Here is a 15,401-nt window from a genome sequence, read left to right on the forward strand (position 1 = left end):
CCCGCTCACGGACCGTGGATCGACGGTCCGGCACCCTCAGGAGACCGGGGACACGACGGTTTCGCGGAGGCGGCGCGCGGCCGTGACCACGTTGGCAAGCGCCGCCTCGACCTCGCCGTACGCGCGGGTCTTCAGCCCGCAGTCGGGATTGACCCAGACCCGTTCGGCGGGCAACGCCCGCAACGCCTTCCTCAGCGACTCCTCGACCTCCTCGGTGGAGGGCACGCGCGGCGAGTGGATGTCGTACACCCCCGGGCCGAGTCCCCGGCCGAAGTCGCCCACGGCGGGCTCATCGAGGATCCGCGCGTGCGACCGGGCCGACTCGATGCTCGTCACGTCGGCGTCGAGCGCGTCGATCGCGGCGAGGATCTGGTCCGCGTCCGAGTAGCACAGGTGCGTATGGATCTGGGTACGGTCGCCCGCGCCCGACGTGGCCCGCCGGTAGGCGTCCACGGCCCACTCCAGGTAGACGTCCTGCGACTCGCGGCGCAACGGCATCAGCTCGCGCAACGCCGGCTCGTCGACCTGGATGATGGAGACGCCCGCGGCCTCCAGGTCCCGCACCTCGGCGCGGACGGCGTCGGCGACCTGGAACGTGACGTCGCGCAGCGGCAGGTCGTCGCGCACGAACGACCACGCGACGATGGTGACCGGCCCGGTCAGCATCCCCTTGACCGGCAGGCCGGTCAGTGACTGCGCGTATCGGGCCCAGCGCACGAGCAATGATCGAAACCTGTGGATCTGCCGGGGAGGGGTGTACCTTCCCGGATCATCCGATGATGGTTTCGAGATAAGGCCGACGTTGGCGCGTCGGTCGGGAAGGCACACCCGTGCCGCTCACCGTAGTGCCCGAACCGCCCGCTGACGACAGCTCATCGACGGCCGCCGCCTCCTCGTTGATCGATGAGATCGTCCGTGAGGGCGCCCGTAAGATGCTGGCCGCCGCGTTGCAGGCCGAGGTGGACGCCTACATCGCCGCCTTCGCTGACGAGCGCGATGCGGCCGGTCGCCGTCTGGTGGTGCGTAACGGCTCCCATCAGCCGCGCGAGATCCTCACCGCGGCCGGCGCGATCGAGGTCACGGCCCCGCGCGTCAACGACAAGCGCATCGACGAGCAGACGGGTGAGCGTCAGCGGTTCTCCTCATCGATCCTGCCGGCCTGGGCGCGTAAGACCCCGCAGGTCAGCGAGGTGTTGCCGCTGTTGTACCTGCACGGCCTGTCCTCGGGCGATTTCATCCCCGCGCTGGGCCAATTCCTCGGCTCGACCGCGGGCCTGTCCGCGCCGGTGATCACTCGTCTGACCGAGACCTGGAAGGGCGAGCAGCGCGCGTTTGCCGCCCGCGACCTGTCCGGCGCCGACTACGTCTACCTGTGGGTCGACGGCATCCACGTCAACATCCGGCTGGAGGAGCACAAGCTGTGCCTGCTGGTGATGATCGGGGTGCGCGCTGATGGCCGCAAGGAACTCGTCGCGCTGAGCGACGGCTATCGGGAGTCGGCTGAGTCGTGGGCCGATCTGCTGCGCGATGCCAAAAGGCGCGGGATGCGGGCGCCGGTGCTGGCGATGGGGGACGGTGCGCTGGGGTTCTGGTCCGCGCTTCGGGAGGTGTTTCCGCAGGCCAGAGAGCAGAGGTGTTGGTTTCACAAGATCGCTAATGTGCTGGGGGCGCTGCCGAAGTCCGCTCACCCCGCAGCGAAGAAGGCCCTGGCCGAGATCTGGAACGCCGAGGACAAAAACCATGCCCAGGCCGCGGTCAAGGGCTTCCAGGCCGCCTACGGCGCCAAGTATCCCAAGGCCGTGACCAAGGTGGTCGACGACCTCGAGGAGCTGCTCGCCTTCTATGACTTCCCGGCCGAGCACTGGGTGCACCTACGCACGACCAACCCGATCGAGTCGACCTTCGCCACCGTCCGGCACCGCACCAAGGTCACCAAGGGGCCCGGCTCACGCGCTGCCGGGCTGGCCATGGCGTTCAAGCTGATCGAGTCCGCCCAGGCCCGCTGGCGCGCGGTCAACGCCCCTCATCTGGTCGCGCTGGTCCGCGCCGGGGCGACCTTCACCGGCGGCAAGCTCGTCGAACGACCCGACGACCACGTCCCATCCGCAGCCGCTTAAAAGATCTTGATCCACAGGTATTGACGATTGCTCCAGCGCACGGTGATCGGCGCCGGTCGCCGGACGTCACCGTGGAGGATGGGCGGCCGCGTGCAGCGGGAGCCGTCGGACTGTAGGTCTCCCAAACCCTCCAGCAATGACCTGACATAGAAAGACGCCCCTAGCTGATTGACCGGGGGTTCTTTCTTCTTTATGCGGGCTACCCCATATGAGCGGCGAATCGCCGCTTATATGACAGCCGTATTGTCTGCCATTCCACGAGGTGTGATTAACGCCTAACCTCGATCTTTCGTGATCTTCGTGTGGTCGGCTGAAGCATTTGGCTGAGGCGTGATTTCGCTTCCTGGTCAGCGTGGTGGCCCGGCTGTCGCGCCGGGTGGGCGGGGTTCCACGAGCCCGTGGGTGTCCTTTCTTGGTCGGTGGAGCGGCTTGATGCTGGTCAGGGCGGTGCCGGCAGGGCTTGCAGGCGGGTGACGGCGGCGATGATCTGCGGTGCCCAGGGCCATCGGGCGGCGATGCGGAGCCGGAGCCGCCGGCCGCCGTGGACCAGGCGTCCGGCGACGGCGAACAGGCGCAGCCGCAAGCGTTTGGGCTCCCAGCGGCGGGCCGGGCCCTGCAGGGCGAGCATCTGCATCCAGGCCATGAGGTCGCCGGCCAACGCGACGATCTCGCACCACATCTGGTTCTGGGTGAAATCGTGCAGCGGCAGGTTGCGCAGGCCGGTGTCCTTGGCGCAGCGGATGCGGTCCTCGGCGCGGGCGCGGCGACGATGGCGCAGCTCCAGATCGGCGAGCTGGCCTTGCTTGGTGTTGGTGACGAAACAGGTGAAGCGGTGCCCGCCGGGGTCGGTGAAGCGCAGCCGCGCACCGGGGTGCGGGCGCTCCCTGCGGACGATGACGCGCATGCCCTTGGGCCAGGAGGTCAGGTTCGCCAGGCCGGTGATCTCGGCGACCCAGGCGCCTGCTCTGACCTGCCCCTCGGCGTCGTAGGCGGGTGTCCACGCGCTGGCGGGCAAGCGACCGATCGCGGCGCCGATGTCGTCGGTGATGGTGAAGCCGATGGAGTATTTCAACCACCGGCCTGGACGGGTCAGCCAGGTGAGGAACTCATGAGTGCCGCCGCCTGAGTCGGTGCGGATCAGAATCTGACGGCGTCGGGCCCGGGGCAGTTGGGCCAGGGCCAAGACGGTGGCGTTGATGTGGTCGGTGGCGGTGTTGGAGCCGGCGTTGCCCGCTCGCAGCACCAGGGCCAGTGGCTCACCGGCTCCGTCGGTGCCGTGGTCGGCGAAGGCGGTCATGGGGTGGAAGCCGAAGGTTTTCTTCCAGGTCGGGGTGGCGTTTTCCTTCTCAGAGTGGGCGATGACGATGGTGGCGTCCAGATCGATGGGGATCAGCTGGCCGTCGGCTCCGGGCGCGGCTGACGCGGCGAGGGTCCAGGCGTGTTCACGGGCGATGGCGCGTGCGCGTCGAATCGCTTTCAGGGCTTTGGCGGTGTCGGTGGCGAGCCGGTCGATCAGCCGGGAGACGGTCGGGTCAGAGGCGATGGGGCCGAACAGTTCCGGCTGAGAGCGCAGTATCGCGATGTCGGCCAGGCAGTCGCCTCCCAGGGCGAGGCTGACGGCGAGATCAGCGATGATCTTTCCGGGATCGTGGATCGCGCGGGCCGGTCGCCATCGTTGCAATTGCTCCGACAGGGCCTGGTCCAGGCCGGTGACGCGCAGCGTTTCCAGCAACAGCAGCGCGCCTGATTGGGAGATGAGCCCGGAGCCGTCGGCGGACATGACGATCTTGGGTCGCGAAGCGATAGTCTTCACGTGAAAAGTGCCTCTTGAGCTGGTGTGGACGGGACCTTAGACAAGTCCGATCATCCCAGTTCAAAGGCACTTTTCTCATGTAAACGATCAAGGCTGGCGATATTCACCGTGAAAGCCCGAGGCTAACACTCCTGGTCACCGCCAAGGGTACGCACCAGTGCGTACCCCTTCTCCGAGCTGGGAGAGCCCCGCTGGAGCGCCGTCGGAGCCCCGATGCGGCACCCAACCCCGTCGAAGGGAACCGGATTTTCCTGGCCGGCCGTGACCGGGGCCGGCCTACGTCCTGGGAACCTCCACCCCTCTGACCTGCGACGGAAGAATTTCTTCGGGCATACCCGGACCTTTCGAGGTTTGTCCGCTCTATTAACCTCGGGCTTTCACGGTGAATATCGCCAGCCTTGATCGTTTACATGAGAAAAGTGCCTTTGAACTGGGATGATCGGACTTGTCTAAGGTCCCGTCCACACCAGCTCAAGAGGCACTTTTCACGTGAAGACTATCGCTTCGCGACCCAAGATCGTCATGTCCGCCGACGGCTCCGGGCTCATCTCCCAATCAGGCGCGCTGCTGTTGCTGGAAACGCTGCGCGTCACCGGCCTGGACCAGGCCCTGTCGGAGCAATTGCAACGATGGCGACCGGCCCGCGCGATCCACGATCCCGGAAAGATCATCGCTGATCTCGCCGTCAGCCTCGCCCTGGGAGGCGACTGCCTGGCCGACATCGCGATACTGCGCTCTCAGCCGGAACTGTTCGGCCCCATCGCCTCTGACCCGACCGTCTCCCGGCTGATCGACCGGCTCGCCACCGACACCGCCAAAGCCCTGAAAGCGATTCGACGCGCACGCGCCATCGCCCGTGAACACGCCTGGACCCTCGCCGCGTCAGCCGCGCCCGGAGCCGACGGCCAGCTAATCCCCATCGATCTGGACGCCACCATCGTCATCGCCCACTCTGAGAAGGAAAACGCCACCCCGACCTGGAAGAAAACCTTCGGCTTCCACCCCATGACCGCCTTCGCCGACCACGGCACCGACGGAGCCGGTGAGCCACTGGCCCTGGTGCTGCGAGCGGGCAACGCCGGCTCCAACACCGCCACCGACCACATCAACGCCACCGTCTTGGCCCTGGCCCAACTGCCCCGGGCCCGACGCCGTCAGATTCTGATCCGCACCGACTCAGGCGGCGGCACTCATGAGTTCCTCACCTGGCTGACCCGTCCAGGCCGGTGGTTGAAATACTCCATCGGCTTCACCATCACCGACGACATCGGCGCCGCGATCGGTCGCTTGCCCGCCAGCGCGTGGACACCCGCCTACGACGCCGAGGGGCAGGTCAGAGCAGGCGCCTGGGTCGCCGAGATCACCGGCCTGGCGAACCTGACCTCCTGGCCCAAGGGCATGCGCGTCATCGTCCGCAGGGAGCGCCCGCACCCCGGTGCGCGGCTGCGCTTCACCGACCCCGGCGGGCACCGCTTCACCTGTTTCGTCACCAACACCAAGCAAGGCCAGCTCGCCGATCTGGAGCTGCGCCATCGTCGCCGCGCCCGCGCCGAGGACCGCATCCGCTGCGCCAAGGACACCGGCCTGCGCAACCTGCCGCTGCACGATTTCACCCAGAACCAGATGTGGTGCGAGATCGTCGCGTTGGCCGGCGACCTCATGGCCTGGATGCAGATGCTCGCCCTGCAGGGCCCGGCCCGCCGCTGGGAGCCCAAACGCTTGCGGCTGCGCCTGTTCGCCGTCGCCGGACGCCTGGTCCACGGCGGCCGGCGGCTCCGGCTCCGCATCGCCGCCCGATGGCCCTGGGCACCGCAGATCATCGCCGCCGTCACCCGCCTGCAAGCCCTGCCGGCACCGCCCTGACCAGCATCAAGCCGCTCCACCGACCAAGAAAGGACACCCACGGGCTCGTGGAACCCCGCCCACCCGGCGCGACAGCCGGGCCACCACGCTGACCAGGAAGCGAAATCACGCCTCAGCCAAATGCTTCAGCCGACCACACGAAGATCACGAAAGATCGAGGTTAACAGGCGGGAAGGGGGAGCGAGGGCTCCGGACCTTCCGGCAGAAGTCCGGGGGATACACCTATGTGAGGCAGGGGCAGGGACCCCGAGAGCTTGGGGGGTAAGGGGGGCCGTAGTTGAGTCGTAGTCGTAACTAACAACTACGACCTAAAGGGAAGTAGTTGTTAACCGTTAACTACTAACTAACTAACTAACCCGGCCCTTAAGGCCGGGTAGTAGATAGCAACTCCTACTAGTAACACTCTCCAGCCACTAATACTCCTGGTAATTAAGCTTCCAAGCTTCGTGCTTGGAATCTCCAGACCAGTTAAATCAACCAGCTCCATGAAAGGCCAACATGCCCAGGAACCCGAACAACAGCAAGCCCTGCTCCTATCCGAATTGTGGACGTCCTAAGCACAGCAGGCAGTTGTGCGTGGGGCACTCCTCGATGATCCGTCGTCGGGAAGACCTCCGCCCCCTCGGTCGGCCCAAGGTCACGAAGGTCGATGCCAACGGCATGGTGCATTGTCCGGAGTGCCAGCAGCGCCTTAGCGCTGACAGCTTTCGCCAGAACCTGGCCTCGAAGCCTGGGGGCTTCGCCACCTACTGCACCCCCTGCGTGGCCAAGCGCAACGAGGCCCGACGCCTCAGCCGGAAGGCTGCCCAATAACCCCACTGCGGCTAAGGCCGCCACCAACGACACCTGACCGCCCGGCCCCGATGCCGAGCGGTTTTTTGACGCCCAGCCACAGGAGAGCACATGAAGCCCAAGCGACCCCGCAAGCGCAAGCGCCGGAGAAGACGATGACCACCGACCTCCTCACGAGAGCGCCCGCCCCCACTGCCAAGACCACCCCTAAGACCGTGACACACCCCCGACCGCAGATACGCACACTTGGAGAACTCGTGTTGGAAGCCCGTGAGATCGCTGCCGAGACCGGTGAGGTGCCGAGCCAGCGATACCTGAAGACCGCTCTCAACATCGGTGGTGCCCGAGCGAAGTTGGTGAGGGACAAGCTCGTGGCCGAGACGGAACCCGTACCTGAGGTTCCTGAGCCGGTGCCGGCCGAGCCTGGCGACGAGATCGCCCTGGGCGCACTGGACGCGCCCACCGAGACCAGCTCTAGACGATCCCACAAGCTCGCTACCTGGCCTCTCGTCCTGCTGGCCATCCCCGCCTTCGTGGCCGTCTGGTCCGGCTGGGTGGGCCTCGGAGAGCTTGCCGGGTTCGGAGTGGTCCACCCGCTCCCTGGTATCGCGGATGGCTTCAGCATCAACACAGCGATCACCTTGCCGATCAGTCTGGAGGCGTATGGGGCGATCGCCCTCCGAGCATGGCTGAGCATGCCGAGAACCCACCGGGCTCACCGGTTCTCGAAGTGGAGCGCACTGATCTCGCTGCTCCTGGGGGCTCTTGGCCAAGTGGCGTATCACCTCCTCGTGAGCCTCGGCTATGAGGCTGCTCCGTGGGGGATCACGACCGCAGTAGCAACGCTCCCGGTCGCTGTGCTTGGCATGGGCGCGGCCCTCGCTCACATGATCAAAGAAGAGCGCTCGTGAACGAACGGATCAACCAGTGTGGGTTCACCGGCTGCCGCAGGCGCGTCGCTGACAAGATCGCCGACCGCTGCGAGGACCACGCCGAGCACACCGAGCCTGAGCCCGAGACCGCCCGATGGCGGCCGTTCTCGTCCTGAACCCGTACAGCGAATCTGGCCCTCGGCATCCCTGCCGGGGGCCTTTCCATCTGACAGCCAGGAGACCCACTTGATCGACACCGGCTTTGAGATCCCTGCTGACTACATGCCTCGTCCGCATTTCGTCCCGCCTATCGAGGCTGTCGAGCCTGACGAGCCCTGGGACTTCGACTACATGTTCGGGGTTGGAGCGCCGCTCCCGAGCTCCAGCACTCACGAGGACACCGAATACATCCTGAGTGACGAGGAGCTTGCGGACTTCCTGGAGTGGTCGTCCGCACAAACTGCTGAGGAGTCCACCGAGGCAGCTACCGAGGTCCCTGAGGCGGTGTTCATCGAGCCTGACACCGAGGGCTACGACATCACCTACATCGGCACGGAGCCTTTCAACCACGACAGCTTCCGGAAGCTGTCGGCCAAACGCCCCAAGCGCCTGAGCATGACCGACTACGAGGACATGTTCAGTAACGAGGAGCTGGATGCACTCCAGGCTTCCTGGTCCGTGGACGTAGAGCCTGCGCCCGACGAGATGGAGTTTGCCAGCTTCGTGGTCAACCTCCATCGAGAAGCCTCACAGAACAAGGTCTCCGAGCGGCTGTCTGCTGAGTTCGGTGGGTCCAAGGAGAAGTTCCGGAAGATGTTCCACCGCAAGAAGATCCCCATCGTCAGGGCAAACACAGCGTGGTGCTTCACCGGCGAGTACCGGTGGATACAGCACGAACTGTGACTGGATGCTGACTCTGTGGTTGGGGACAACCTGGAGATGGACCCCAAACCAGGTTCACCAGGCTCTTGCAGAACCCCAGGTCAGAGGGTGGGGATAAATGGAAAGCCTTAAGGGGAAATACCTGTCCCCTCCTCCTTCGTCGTCGGGTCCAGGAGGTGACCCCCAAAGGGAGCCTCCTCTGTGATCGTCGGCTCCTATAACACTCCTAACCCAGGAGGACAGGCCCACCCTGGACTCCTGGATACGTAGACCTACGAGACCAGTCCTGTCTGCGACGTCCTGGCCTCTACCAACTGGACCTCCTGGATAGACAACCTCCTGTTGTCGTCGTCGGACCTCCTCCGGGGTCCTCCCTGACCGACCAACCTCAGCACTACTGGCATTCACAACCACCTTCCTGTACGGCCCTGGCCCTTGATGGCCGGGGCCTTTCGCATGTCTGGAGACCACCATGACCACCACACCCCACGGCCACGTCACCCTGCGCTGCCAGCACGCAACCTGCGGGCGCAGCTTCCACCACCCCAGAGGCCGGGGCCGATACCCGTCCTACTGCTCCACGGCCCACCGCAAGGCGGGCAGGACCGAGTACCTGGCCTCCAGGGACCGCTCCTACGAGAAGTGCTCACACTGCTCCAAGATCGCGGAGCTGACATGGGGCGGCCGGGAGTACTGCTCACCCATCTGTTTCGGTGTCGCCTCCTTGATGGCTCAGGGAGAGACCCAGGAGGCCGCTGAGGTCGCTGTGGCGGCCCTCATCACCAATGACCCCGTATTGGCATCCAGACGCCCGGTAAGGCGTCCTGGAGCCCCTGAAGATGACCCCGAGAAATACGGCTTCACCAAACGCTCTCTGCGTCGGCTCGATGCTCACGAAATGTATGACGGCTACAGCGTCCAGTCCAAAAGCACTTACCTGGGCGGAGATCTGGGACCGGATGAAGGCCGGACTCGTCTGGGCCTTTACTCACCGAATCTCAAGGACCACGAATGGTTCAAGAGTCATCCGGGTTGGTGGAAGTCTTGAATGCCTCTGGAGGCCGCGGCGTCGGGCCGTAGAGGGCCTCTGAGCCTTTTCTGGCACCCACGGAGCGGGGAGATCACTAGAGGCTCTTAGAATCGATCTCAGGGCCTTACGGAAGCCCTAAACTTTGGAACCCCATCTGCTGCCCTCCGGCCTACAGCCGGGGGCCGGCACTTACTTCTTTCTCTCTACAGGGTGACTCGTGGGTGGAGCGGTTACTGGGGTCAGTAACCGCCACCTAACCTGCCCCCATACCTTGCCGAAGTCCCGATCCACAAGGTTAGTGCGCACACTAACGTTTGCCTGACCTGAGCATTCTTCGAGACCACCCGCACATTGGGCCTGACCTGCGAACTACCCGCTAGGCGGGTACCGCAAAGACTGCGGCCGACAGCCCTTCTCTCTCGGGACAGTTATTACGAGAGTAGGGACTTGCCAATGGGATCCTTCGGAGCCTCCCGCCTCGCCAGCGGGGGGCTCCACTTCATTTCTATCCAGCAACACCAATTGAGGGGAAACACCATGACGTACAAGCACATGATTGAGACCGCCGCTGATCTGAATCGCTGGGAGCCCGAGGACCTGGATGCCTTCCTCGCCGTCGATGAGCACAACGCTGAGCACAGCGTTGGCGTCCCGCCCATCATCAACCCGGCCCTTGGCCTGGTGCTGGTGTACCGCCCGGTTGGCTACATCACCGAGCCCGTCACCGCCGTCGCCTGAGCGACGATGCCCAAGGCCCCTTCCAAATGCTTGACGGATGGCTGCCGGAAAGTAGCCATCAAACAGGGTCGATGTGACATCCACTATGTGCCCTGGTCGGTGACCAGTCCGCGGAATCTGACGCGGCCGAAGAACGCAGCCACCCTGATCCGGCGAGTACGAGTCCGAGACCGGGAGCGCTGTTATCTCTGTGGCGGCCCCGGCCGCATCGTTGACCACATCACCCCAGTTGCCGAAGGCGGCACCTGGGATATGGCCAATCTGGCCTGCTGCTGTGGGCCATGTCACCGCACCAAGACTCGTGAGGAGTCCTCACGAGGGCGGTCGCGCAACAAATGGCCTATGACACTTCTTTCTTCCTTCTTGAGAGGACACCAAATGGATGCCAATCCGGGGACGGGTGACACTCCCGTCGCCGTTCCGGAAACCCCCACACCGGTAGGTGAAGAGAGCGCTTCGTTCGAGGAACGGTGGAAGGCAACCAGCGCCGAACTGGAGGCCGTCAACGCCAGGAACGCCGAGATGGAGCAGGCTCTCGCCAATATCGAGGCTGAGCGGACGCGAAAGCTCATCTACGACGAGTTCGCCCAGGCCGGCAAGGCGCGGGGAATTGAGCTGAACGAGGCAGTGCTTGAAGGGCTCGACCTGTCGGCCTTTGCGGCCGATGGGGCGGTGAACGGTGAGGCGATTGCCGACCTCATGGACCTCTTCGCTCCCGTTCTTCCGCGCTTCTCCCAGAGCCTCGGTATCGGCCCGCAAAGGTCTAGCAAAATCCCTGACGCCAAGCTCTCACTCGATGTCCGAGCGCGACGCTAACCCACCTAACAAAGGAAATACATAATGGCACTCACTCCAATGCCCCCCTATCAGCACGTCGGCACCGGCTCGTTCATTCCCACTCAGTGGAGTGACGAACTCCTCCGGCAGTTCGACCCGCTGCTCGTCTGGTCCTCGTCCCTGGTTTGTAACCGCAACTACGAGGGCGAGATCAGCGGTAAGGGCGACCGGGTCGTGGTCAACGGCATTATCCGGCCCAGCGTCGGCAAGTACGAAGACACCGTGGGCATGACGATCGAGGACCTGAAGACCGTCGAGCAGCACGTGGACATCACCGAGGCCGACTATGTGGCCTTCTATGTCCGCGACATCGAGCGGGTTCAGGTCGCCGGGGTTCTCGGTGCCCCGGCCACGCAGGAGTCCATCCAGGCTCTGGTCAACGAGACTGACACCTTCGTCGGTGCCAAGATCGCGGCCTCCGCCACCTCGGCCGCTCAGGTGGACGTGAGCACCCTCACCGCGAGCCGCGACAAGGGCGAGGCGCTCCTGGAGACCATCTTCGACATGATGGAGAAGCTCGACACCGCCAATGTGGCGGACGGGCGGTATGTGGTCGTCTCACCGAAGGTGAAGCGCTACCTGCTGCGCGCCCCGGACATCGCCAACGCCGCCGCCCTCGGCGAGGGTCAGGCCACCGCCAACGGCGTGGTTGCTCGGCTGGCCGGCTTCACGGTGGTCAGCACCACGGCGATGCCTGCCGGCTGTGAGATTCTCGCAGGCCACAGGTCGTTCACTACCTTTGCCAGCCAGTTCACGAACTTCCGTGAGCAGCCGGTGGAGCAGTTCCGCCGCAACCAGATCGATGCCCTGCACCTGTACGGTGCGCGGGTGCTGTCCTTCCCTGGAGGCAAGCAGCCCACCGCCCCCGGCGCTGCCGTGGTCGGCTCCGAAGGGCTGATCAAGGCCGTCGTCAAGTGGTCCTGACCTCCAAGAGCTGATCCCTCTCACTCCAAGCCCCGAGCTTGTCCTTTGTGGACGGCTCGGGGCTTTTTTGCGTTGTAGCCCAGTAGCAGCTTCAGGGGCGCAGGCCCCACACACATGGATCGGACTGACGCGAGCTGGAGCTGGCGGCCGTGAAAGTCAGTAGCATGGTGTGATTTCTTTGACCTCTGTCGGCTCAAGGCCGCCTATGTCATCTCCCAGCCAGTCGTTGCCAAGGGGTTTGTAGACTCCGTCGGCTGGATCTACTGGCCACAAAGTTCCTCCTACGATTTCGTCGAACTTGCTGGCGAATCGGTAGGAGACGCCTTTGATGCTGGATTCACTGCCCTCTGGCGGGAGGGCTGTCACAAGAGCTTGAGTGCAAGGCGCGATGTCATACGCATAGAAGCGTAGGGGCGGATCGGGTTCTGCTGCCGAGTGGTAACCGACACCGAGGTACAGAGTCACGTTGTGCGAATTGCCGTTCCGAACCCGCCAACTCTCACCCTCTCCTGGTTTCCGTAGAGCACCACCCCGGACGGTCACGCGTCTAGCAAAGGCGGATTTCTCCTTGGCGTCGGCCTCCGCCTTATCCTCCGCCCGGTGCTTTCGGGCGTCGTCTTGCTGCTGTTGACTGATCTCCAATGCGTTCATGGAGATGACGATCGCGGGGATGGACATGAGACCAGCGATGAAGGTGGAGAGGGCTGCTAACCATTGGACGTTCCAGCGGCCGTCGCTGAGCCGTTTTCTCCGGCGTGGCCGTGAGGGGAATGTGAAACGCCTGGTGGCCCGAGCAGAAGGGCGGGGGTTGGCACCTTGCGGCGGTGGCTTGCGGGGGGTCACCGGCCCAGTATTCCGAGGTGAAGTGTATCTAGTCACCCGAATCCGTACCTTTATGGCTGATTTCCCAGTGGGAGTTTCGGGGTCGCCCTCAAGGGCGTCAACCCAGGTTGATAGGCAAATCCTAGTGAATTTGCGAAAGAGCCAGACCCCAGGGCCCCGGCATAGTGGCGTTGAATGATGTGATGTCCGGTTCGCGGAGTGACGGACGCGAAGCCGGCCGGTAAGCAAGCAGGCACGATCTTCGAGATCATGAGGTTCTCTACGCCAAATGATCAGAGAAGGCCGTGCCTGCCCCCTCATCATTGCCGATCAACCCTGCCCTGAACCAACTGGCCGAAGTGAGCTGCGACTCCATGCCCGTCGTAGTCGCCGAGTACGCCAGCCTGCTGGATCAGTTACGGCAGGTTCCCGATCCGCGCGATCGACGCGGGATCCGACACGCGCTGGCTTCGGTACTGGCAGTGGCCGCAGCGGCGGTCCTGGCCGGAGCGCGGTCCTTCACCGCGATCGGCGAATGGATCGCTGATGCTCCAGTCCAGGTCCAGGCCATATTGGAGGTCAGACGCGACCCCGTGATCGGAGCTCATCGGCCACCACACGAGGCGACGATCCGCCGGTTGCTGGAGGTTGTCGACGCCGACATGCTCGATGCGATCCTCACTGGGTGGCTGACCGCCCGCCTGCAGATACACGCCGAAAGCGCCCCGACATCCGGGCGCGGCCGACAACGCCAGGCCATCGCGGTGGATGGCAAGGCGCTACGCGGTGCTCGCCTGGCCGAACACAGCACCGTGCACCTGCTGGCCGCCTTCGATCACAACTCCGGCTTGGTGCTGGCCCAGACCGACGTGGACGGCAAAACGAACGAGATCACCCGATTCCAGCCCCTGCTGGAAGGTCTTGACCTGGACGGATGTGTCCTCACCGCCGACGCGCTGCACACCCAGCGCGATCATGCCACCTTCCTGGTGACCAAGAAGAACGCCCATTACATACTGATCGTGAAGAAGAATCAGCCCAGCCTGCACACCCAGCTCAAACGCCTGCTGTGGAAACGGGTCCCCATTGCCGACCGCCGGCGCGATCGCGGACACGGCCGCGAGGAACGCCGCACGCTGAAGGTGCTCACCGTCAAAGCCGGCCTGCTCTTCCCGCACGCTGTCCAAGCCATGCAGATCAAACGCCAGGTCAGGGATCTGAAGCAGGGCAAATGGCGAACCGTGACCGTCTACGCCATCACCAGCCTGCCCACCTGGCAGGCCAGCCCCGCCGACCTCGCCGCATGGATCCGCGGCCACTGGAGCATCGAAAATCGGCTCCACTACGTCCGCGACGTCACCTACGGCGAGGACCACTCCCAAGCCCGCACCGGCAACGCACCCCGCAACATGGCCGCCCTGCGCAACCTCGCCATCGGCGTTCTGCGCCTGACCGGCGCGACCAACCTCGCCCAGGCCATCCGGCACCTCTCCCGAGACGCCACCCGCCCTCTGGCCCTCCTCGGCCTCACATGATCAAGAGCCGCCCAACCGACTTTGCCGGGGCCCTGAGCCAGACCCGTACGTTCTCGGAGGAGGCAAGACCTTTGGGCTCGCGTGCGCGTGAGCCTAGGCACCCCCCCCACCCCTGCTGACCTGTGGGGACGCCCCGCGCCCCACGCCCTAGGCCACGCAGAGAGAGCAGTCCACCACGCAGCATGCCCGCTTACTTACTTCTTTCTCGGCCACACACCTCGCCTGACCTGGCCTTTCTCTGCCCCACTCTGTCCCTGCCTGTCCTCACTGTCCAGTTCATCCCCTCTGTCCTACTCTGCGCTGTTCATCGTCCTTGTCCTGTCTGTGCCTCATTCTCACCCTTCATCACCTTTGTCTGTTCTGTCCTCTATCTGCCCGTTCACACTGTTCCTGCCTCTGTGTCCTACTACCTGGCCCTGTATGGGCCAGGGCCAGTACGTGAGTATGGCGGCGCTGTTGTTAAATATGCCGCCCTGTAGGCGGCGACTAAGAAGATGACAACTATGAATGGTGGCGGTAGTGCCGGCCGAGTGGCGAGAGCACAGCAGAGCGGAGCAGAGCAGGCGGAGTGAGCGGAGTGCCGAGCCGCGGAGTGCTGAGCTGAGAGTGGCGCTGAGCGAAGCTGAGCTGCGGCGAGAGTAGCGGTGGTGACCGAGGAGGGAGAGTGCAGTGCACCCACCCTCCGAGGCGAGAGCTGCCAGTGGAGAGTGCGCCGTGAGGGCGGCGCTACAGGATCGGGTTTACGGATACGAACGGGTTTATGGACACGGGTTTGAGGATCGGGTTTATGGATGTGGTTCGGGTTTGTGGATACGGCCCACAGCTCGGGTTTGAGGACCTTGCCGGCCAGAGCTACCCGTCACTACTAATGACGTGTGGTCGTGCAGGTCAGAGCAAGTATCGGTCTGACCGATACTTTCCGTGGCAGCGCCACCTGGGTCCATCGGTATGTGGGAGAGGCCGAAGGCATCCGCGATGTGGATGCGTTCGCCAGTACGCAGGTCAGAAGGTGTGCTGTTAGAGCACCCCTGGCGGAGGGTGTGCGCCCCGTCCCAGGCCAGGCAAGGGTAACGAATCGTTACCCTTGCGGGAATGGGTGGCGTAGCGTCACTCATACGACGTTTGCCCAGCTCAGATACTCCGTACTTTAATCACCCCTTCGATAGACGGACATTT

At 64.2% G+C, this 15,401-nt stretch carries 13 protein-coding genes and 1 pseudogene; 10 read left to right on the plus strand and 4 right to left on the minus strand.

From position 1 onward, the window contains the following. Positions 1-36: 36 nt before the first annotated feature. Entirely contained in the window at positions 37-828 is a 792-nt protein-coding gene (locus J2853_RS33080; protein WP_307564631.1) for a hypothetical protein, read from the minus strand. A 17-nt stretch (positions 829-845) separates the two neighbouring features. On the opposite strand from J2853_RS33080, the gene J2853_RS33085 reads away from it, so the two are divergent. Next, the gene (locus J2853_RS33085) at positions 846-2,117 is read left to right on the plus strand and encodes an IS256 family transposase (protein ID WP_307568692.1); all 1,272 of its coding nucleotides are present in this window, start codon (positions 846-848) and stop codon (positions 2,115-2,117) included. Here J2853_RS33085 and J2853_RS33090 read toward each other — a convergent pair. Together J2853_RS33090 and J2853_RS33095 are read right to left on the minus strand one after the other, a co-directional pair. Next, a complete protein-coding gene (locus J2853_RS33090; RefSeq protein WP_370879446.1) occupies positions 2,114-2,254 on the minus strand; it encodes a hypothetical protein in 141 nt (46 codons plus the stop codon). The two genes, J2853_RS33085 and J2853_RS33090, sit on opposite strands and share 4 nt — an antisense overlap. Positions 2,255-2,556: 302 nt before the next feature. After that, positions 2,557-3,930 (minus strand): IS1380 family transposase, encoded by a 1,374-nt coding sequence (locus tag J2853_RS33095; RefSeq protein WP_307556262.1) that lies wholly within the window; start codon positions 3,928-3,930, stop codon positions 2,557-2,559. Between the two features lie 489 nt (positions 3,931-4,419). On the opposite strand from J2853_RS33095, the gene J2853_RS33100 reads away from it, so the two are divergent. The 8 genes and pseudogenes from J2853_RS33100 (at position 4,420) to J2853_RS33130 (ending at position 11,868) form a co-directional block, all read left to right on the plus strand. Continuing rightward, a complete protein-coding gene (locus J2853_RS33100) occupies positions 4,420-5,793 on the plus strand; it encodes an IS1380 family transposase (RefSeq protein ID WP_307556262.1) in 1,374 nt (457 codons plus the stop codon). Between the two features lie 947 nt (positions 5,794-6,740). Beyond that, a complete protein-coding gene (locus J2853_RS33105) occupies positions 6,741-7,496 on the plus strand; it encodes a hypothetical protein (RefSeq protein WP_307564632.1) in 756 nt (251 codons plus the stop codon). Continuing rightward, positions 7,493-7,633: a hypothetical protein gene (locus J2853_RS33110; RefSeq protein ID WP_307564633.1), complete on the plus strand. Its 141-nt coding sequence runs from the start codon at positions 7,493-7,495 to the stop codon at positions 7,631-7,633. The genes J2853_RS33105 and J2853_RS33110 overlap by 4 nt, the downstream gene beginning before the upstream one ends. A gap of 70 nt (positions 7,634-7,703) precedes the next feature. Then, positions 7,704-8,360 carry a hypothetical protein gene (locus tag J2853_RS33115; RefSeq protein ID WP_307564634.1) on the plus strand — a complete coding sequence of 219 codons (657 nt, stop codon included), beginning with the start codon at positions 7,704-7,706 and terminating at the stop codon, positions 8,358-8,360. Between the two features lie 1,546 nt (positions 8,361-9,906). Further along, positions 9,907-10,107, plus strand: a complete 201-nt coding sequence (locus J2853_RS33120; protein ID WP_307564635.1) for a hypothetical protein — start codon at positions 9,907-9,909, stop codon at positions 10,105-10,107. A gap of 6 nt (positions 10,108-10,113) precedes the next feature. After that, positions 10,114-10,398 (plus strand): annotated as a pseudogene (locus tag J2853_RS47985) (HNH endonuclease); the annotation flags it as partial. A gap of 87 nt (positions 10,399-10,485) precedes the next feature. After that, positions 10,486-10,923, plus strand: coding sequence for a hypothetical protein (locus J2853_RS33125; RefSeq protein WP_307564636.1), 438 nt, complete (start codon positions 10,486-10,488; stop codon positions 10,921-10,923). A gap of 24 nt (positions 10,924-10,947) precedes the next feature. Further along, entirely contained in the window at positions 10,948-11,868 is a 921-nt protein-coding gene (locus tag J2853_RS33130; protein ID WP_307564637.1) for a phage major capsid protein, read from the plus strand. Positions 11,869-12,024: 156 nt separating this feature from the next. Here the strand turns inward: J2853_RS33130 and J2853_RS33135 are convergent, their stop codons facing one another. Further along, complete coding sequence (locus J2853_RS33135; RefSeq protein ID WP_307564638.1) at positions 12,025-12,519, minus strand: hypothetical protein; 495 nt, start codon at positions 12,517-12,519, stop codon at positions 12,025-12,027. Positions 12,520-13,064: 545 nt separating this feature from the next. Between J2853_RS33135 and J2853_RS33140 the strand changes: the two genes are divergently transcribed. Next, entirely contained in the window at positions 13,065-14,225 is a 1,161-nt protein-coding gene (locus J2853_RS33140) for an ISAs1 family transposase (RefSeq protein ID WP_307555645.1), read from the plus strand. The last annotated feature ends 1,176 nt before the right edge of the window (positions 14,226-15,401 follow it).

The organism is Streptosporangium lutulentum, from assembly GCF_030811455.1.
GTDB classification, from domain to species: Bacteria; Actinomycetota; Actinomycetes; order Streptosporangiales; family Streptosporangiaceae; genus Streptosporangium; species Streptosporangium lutulentum.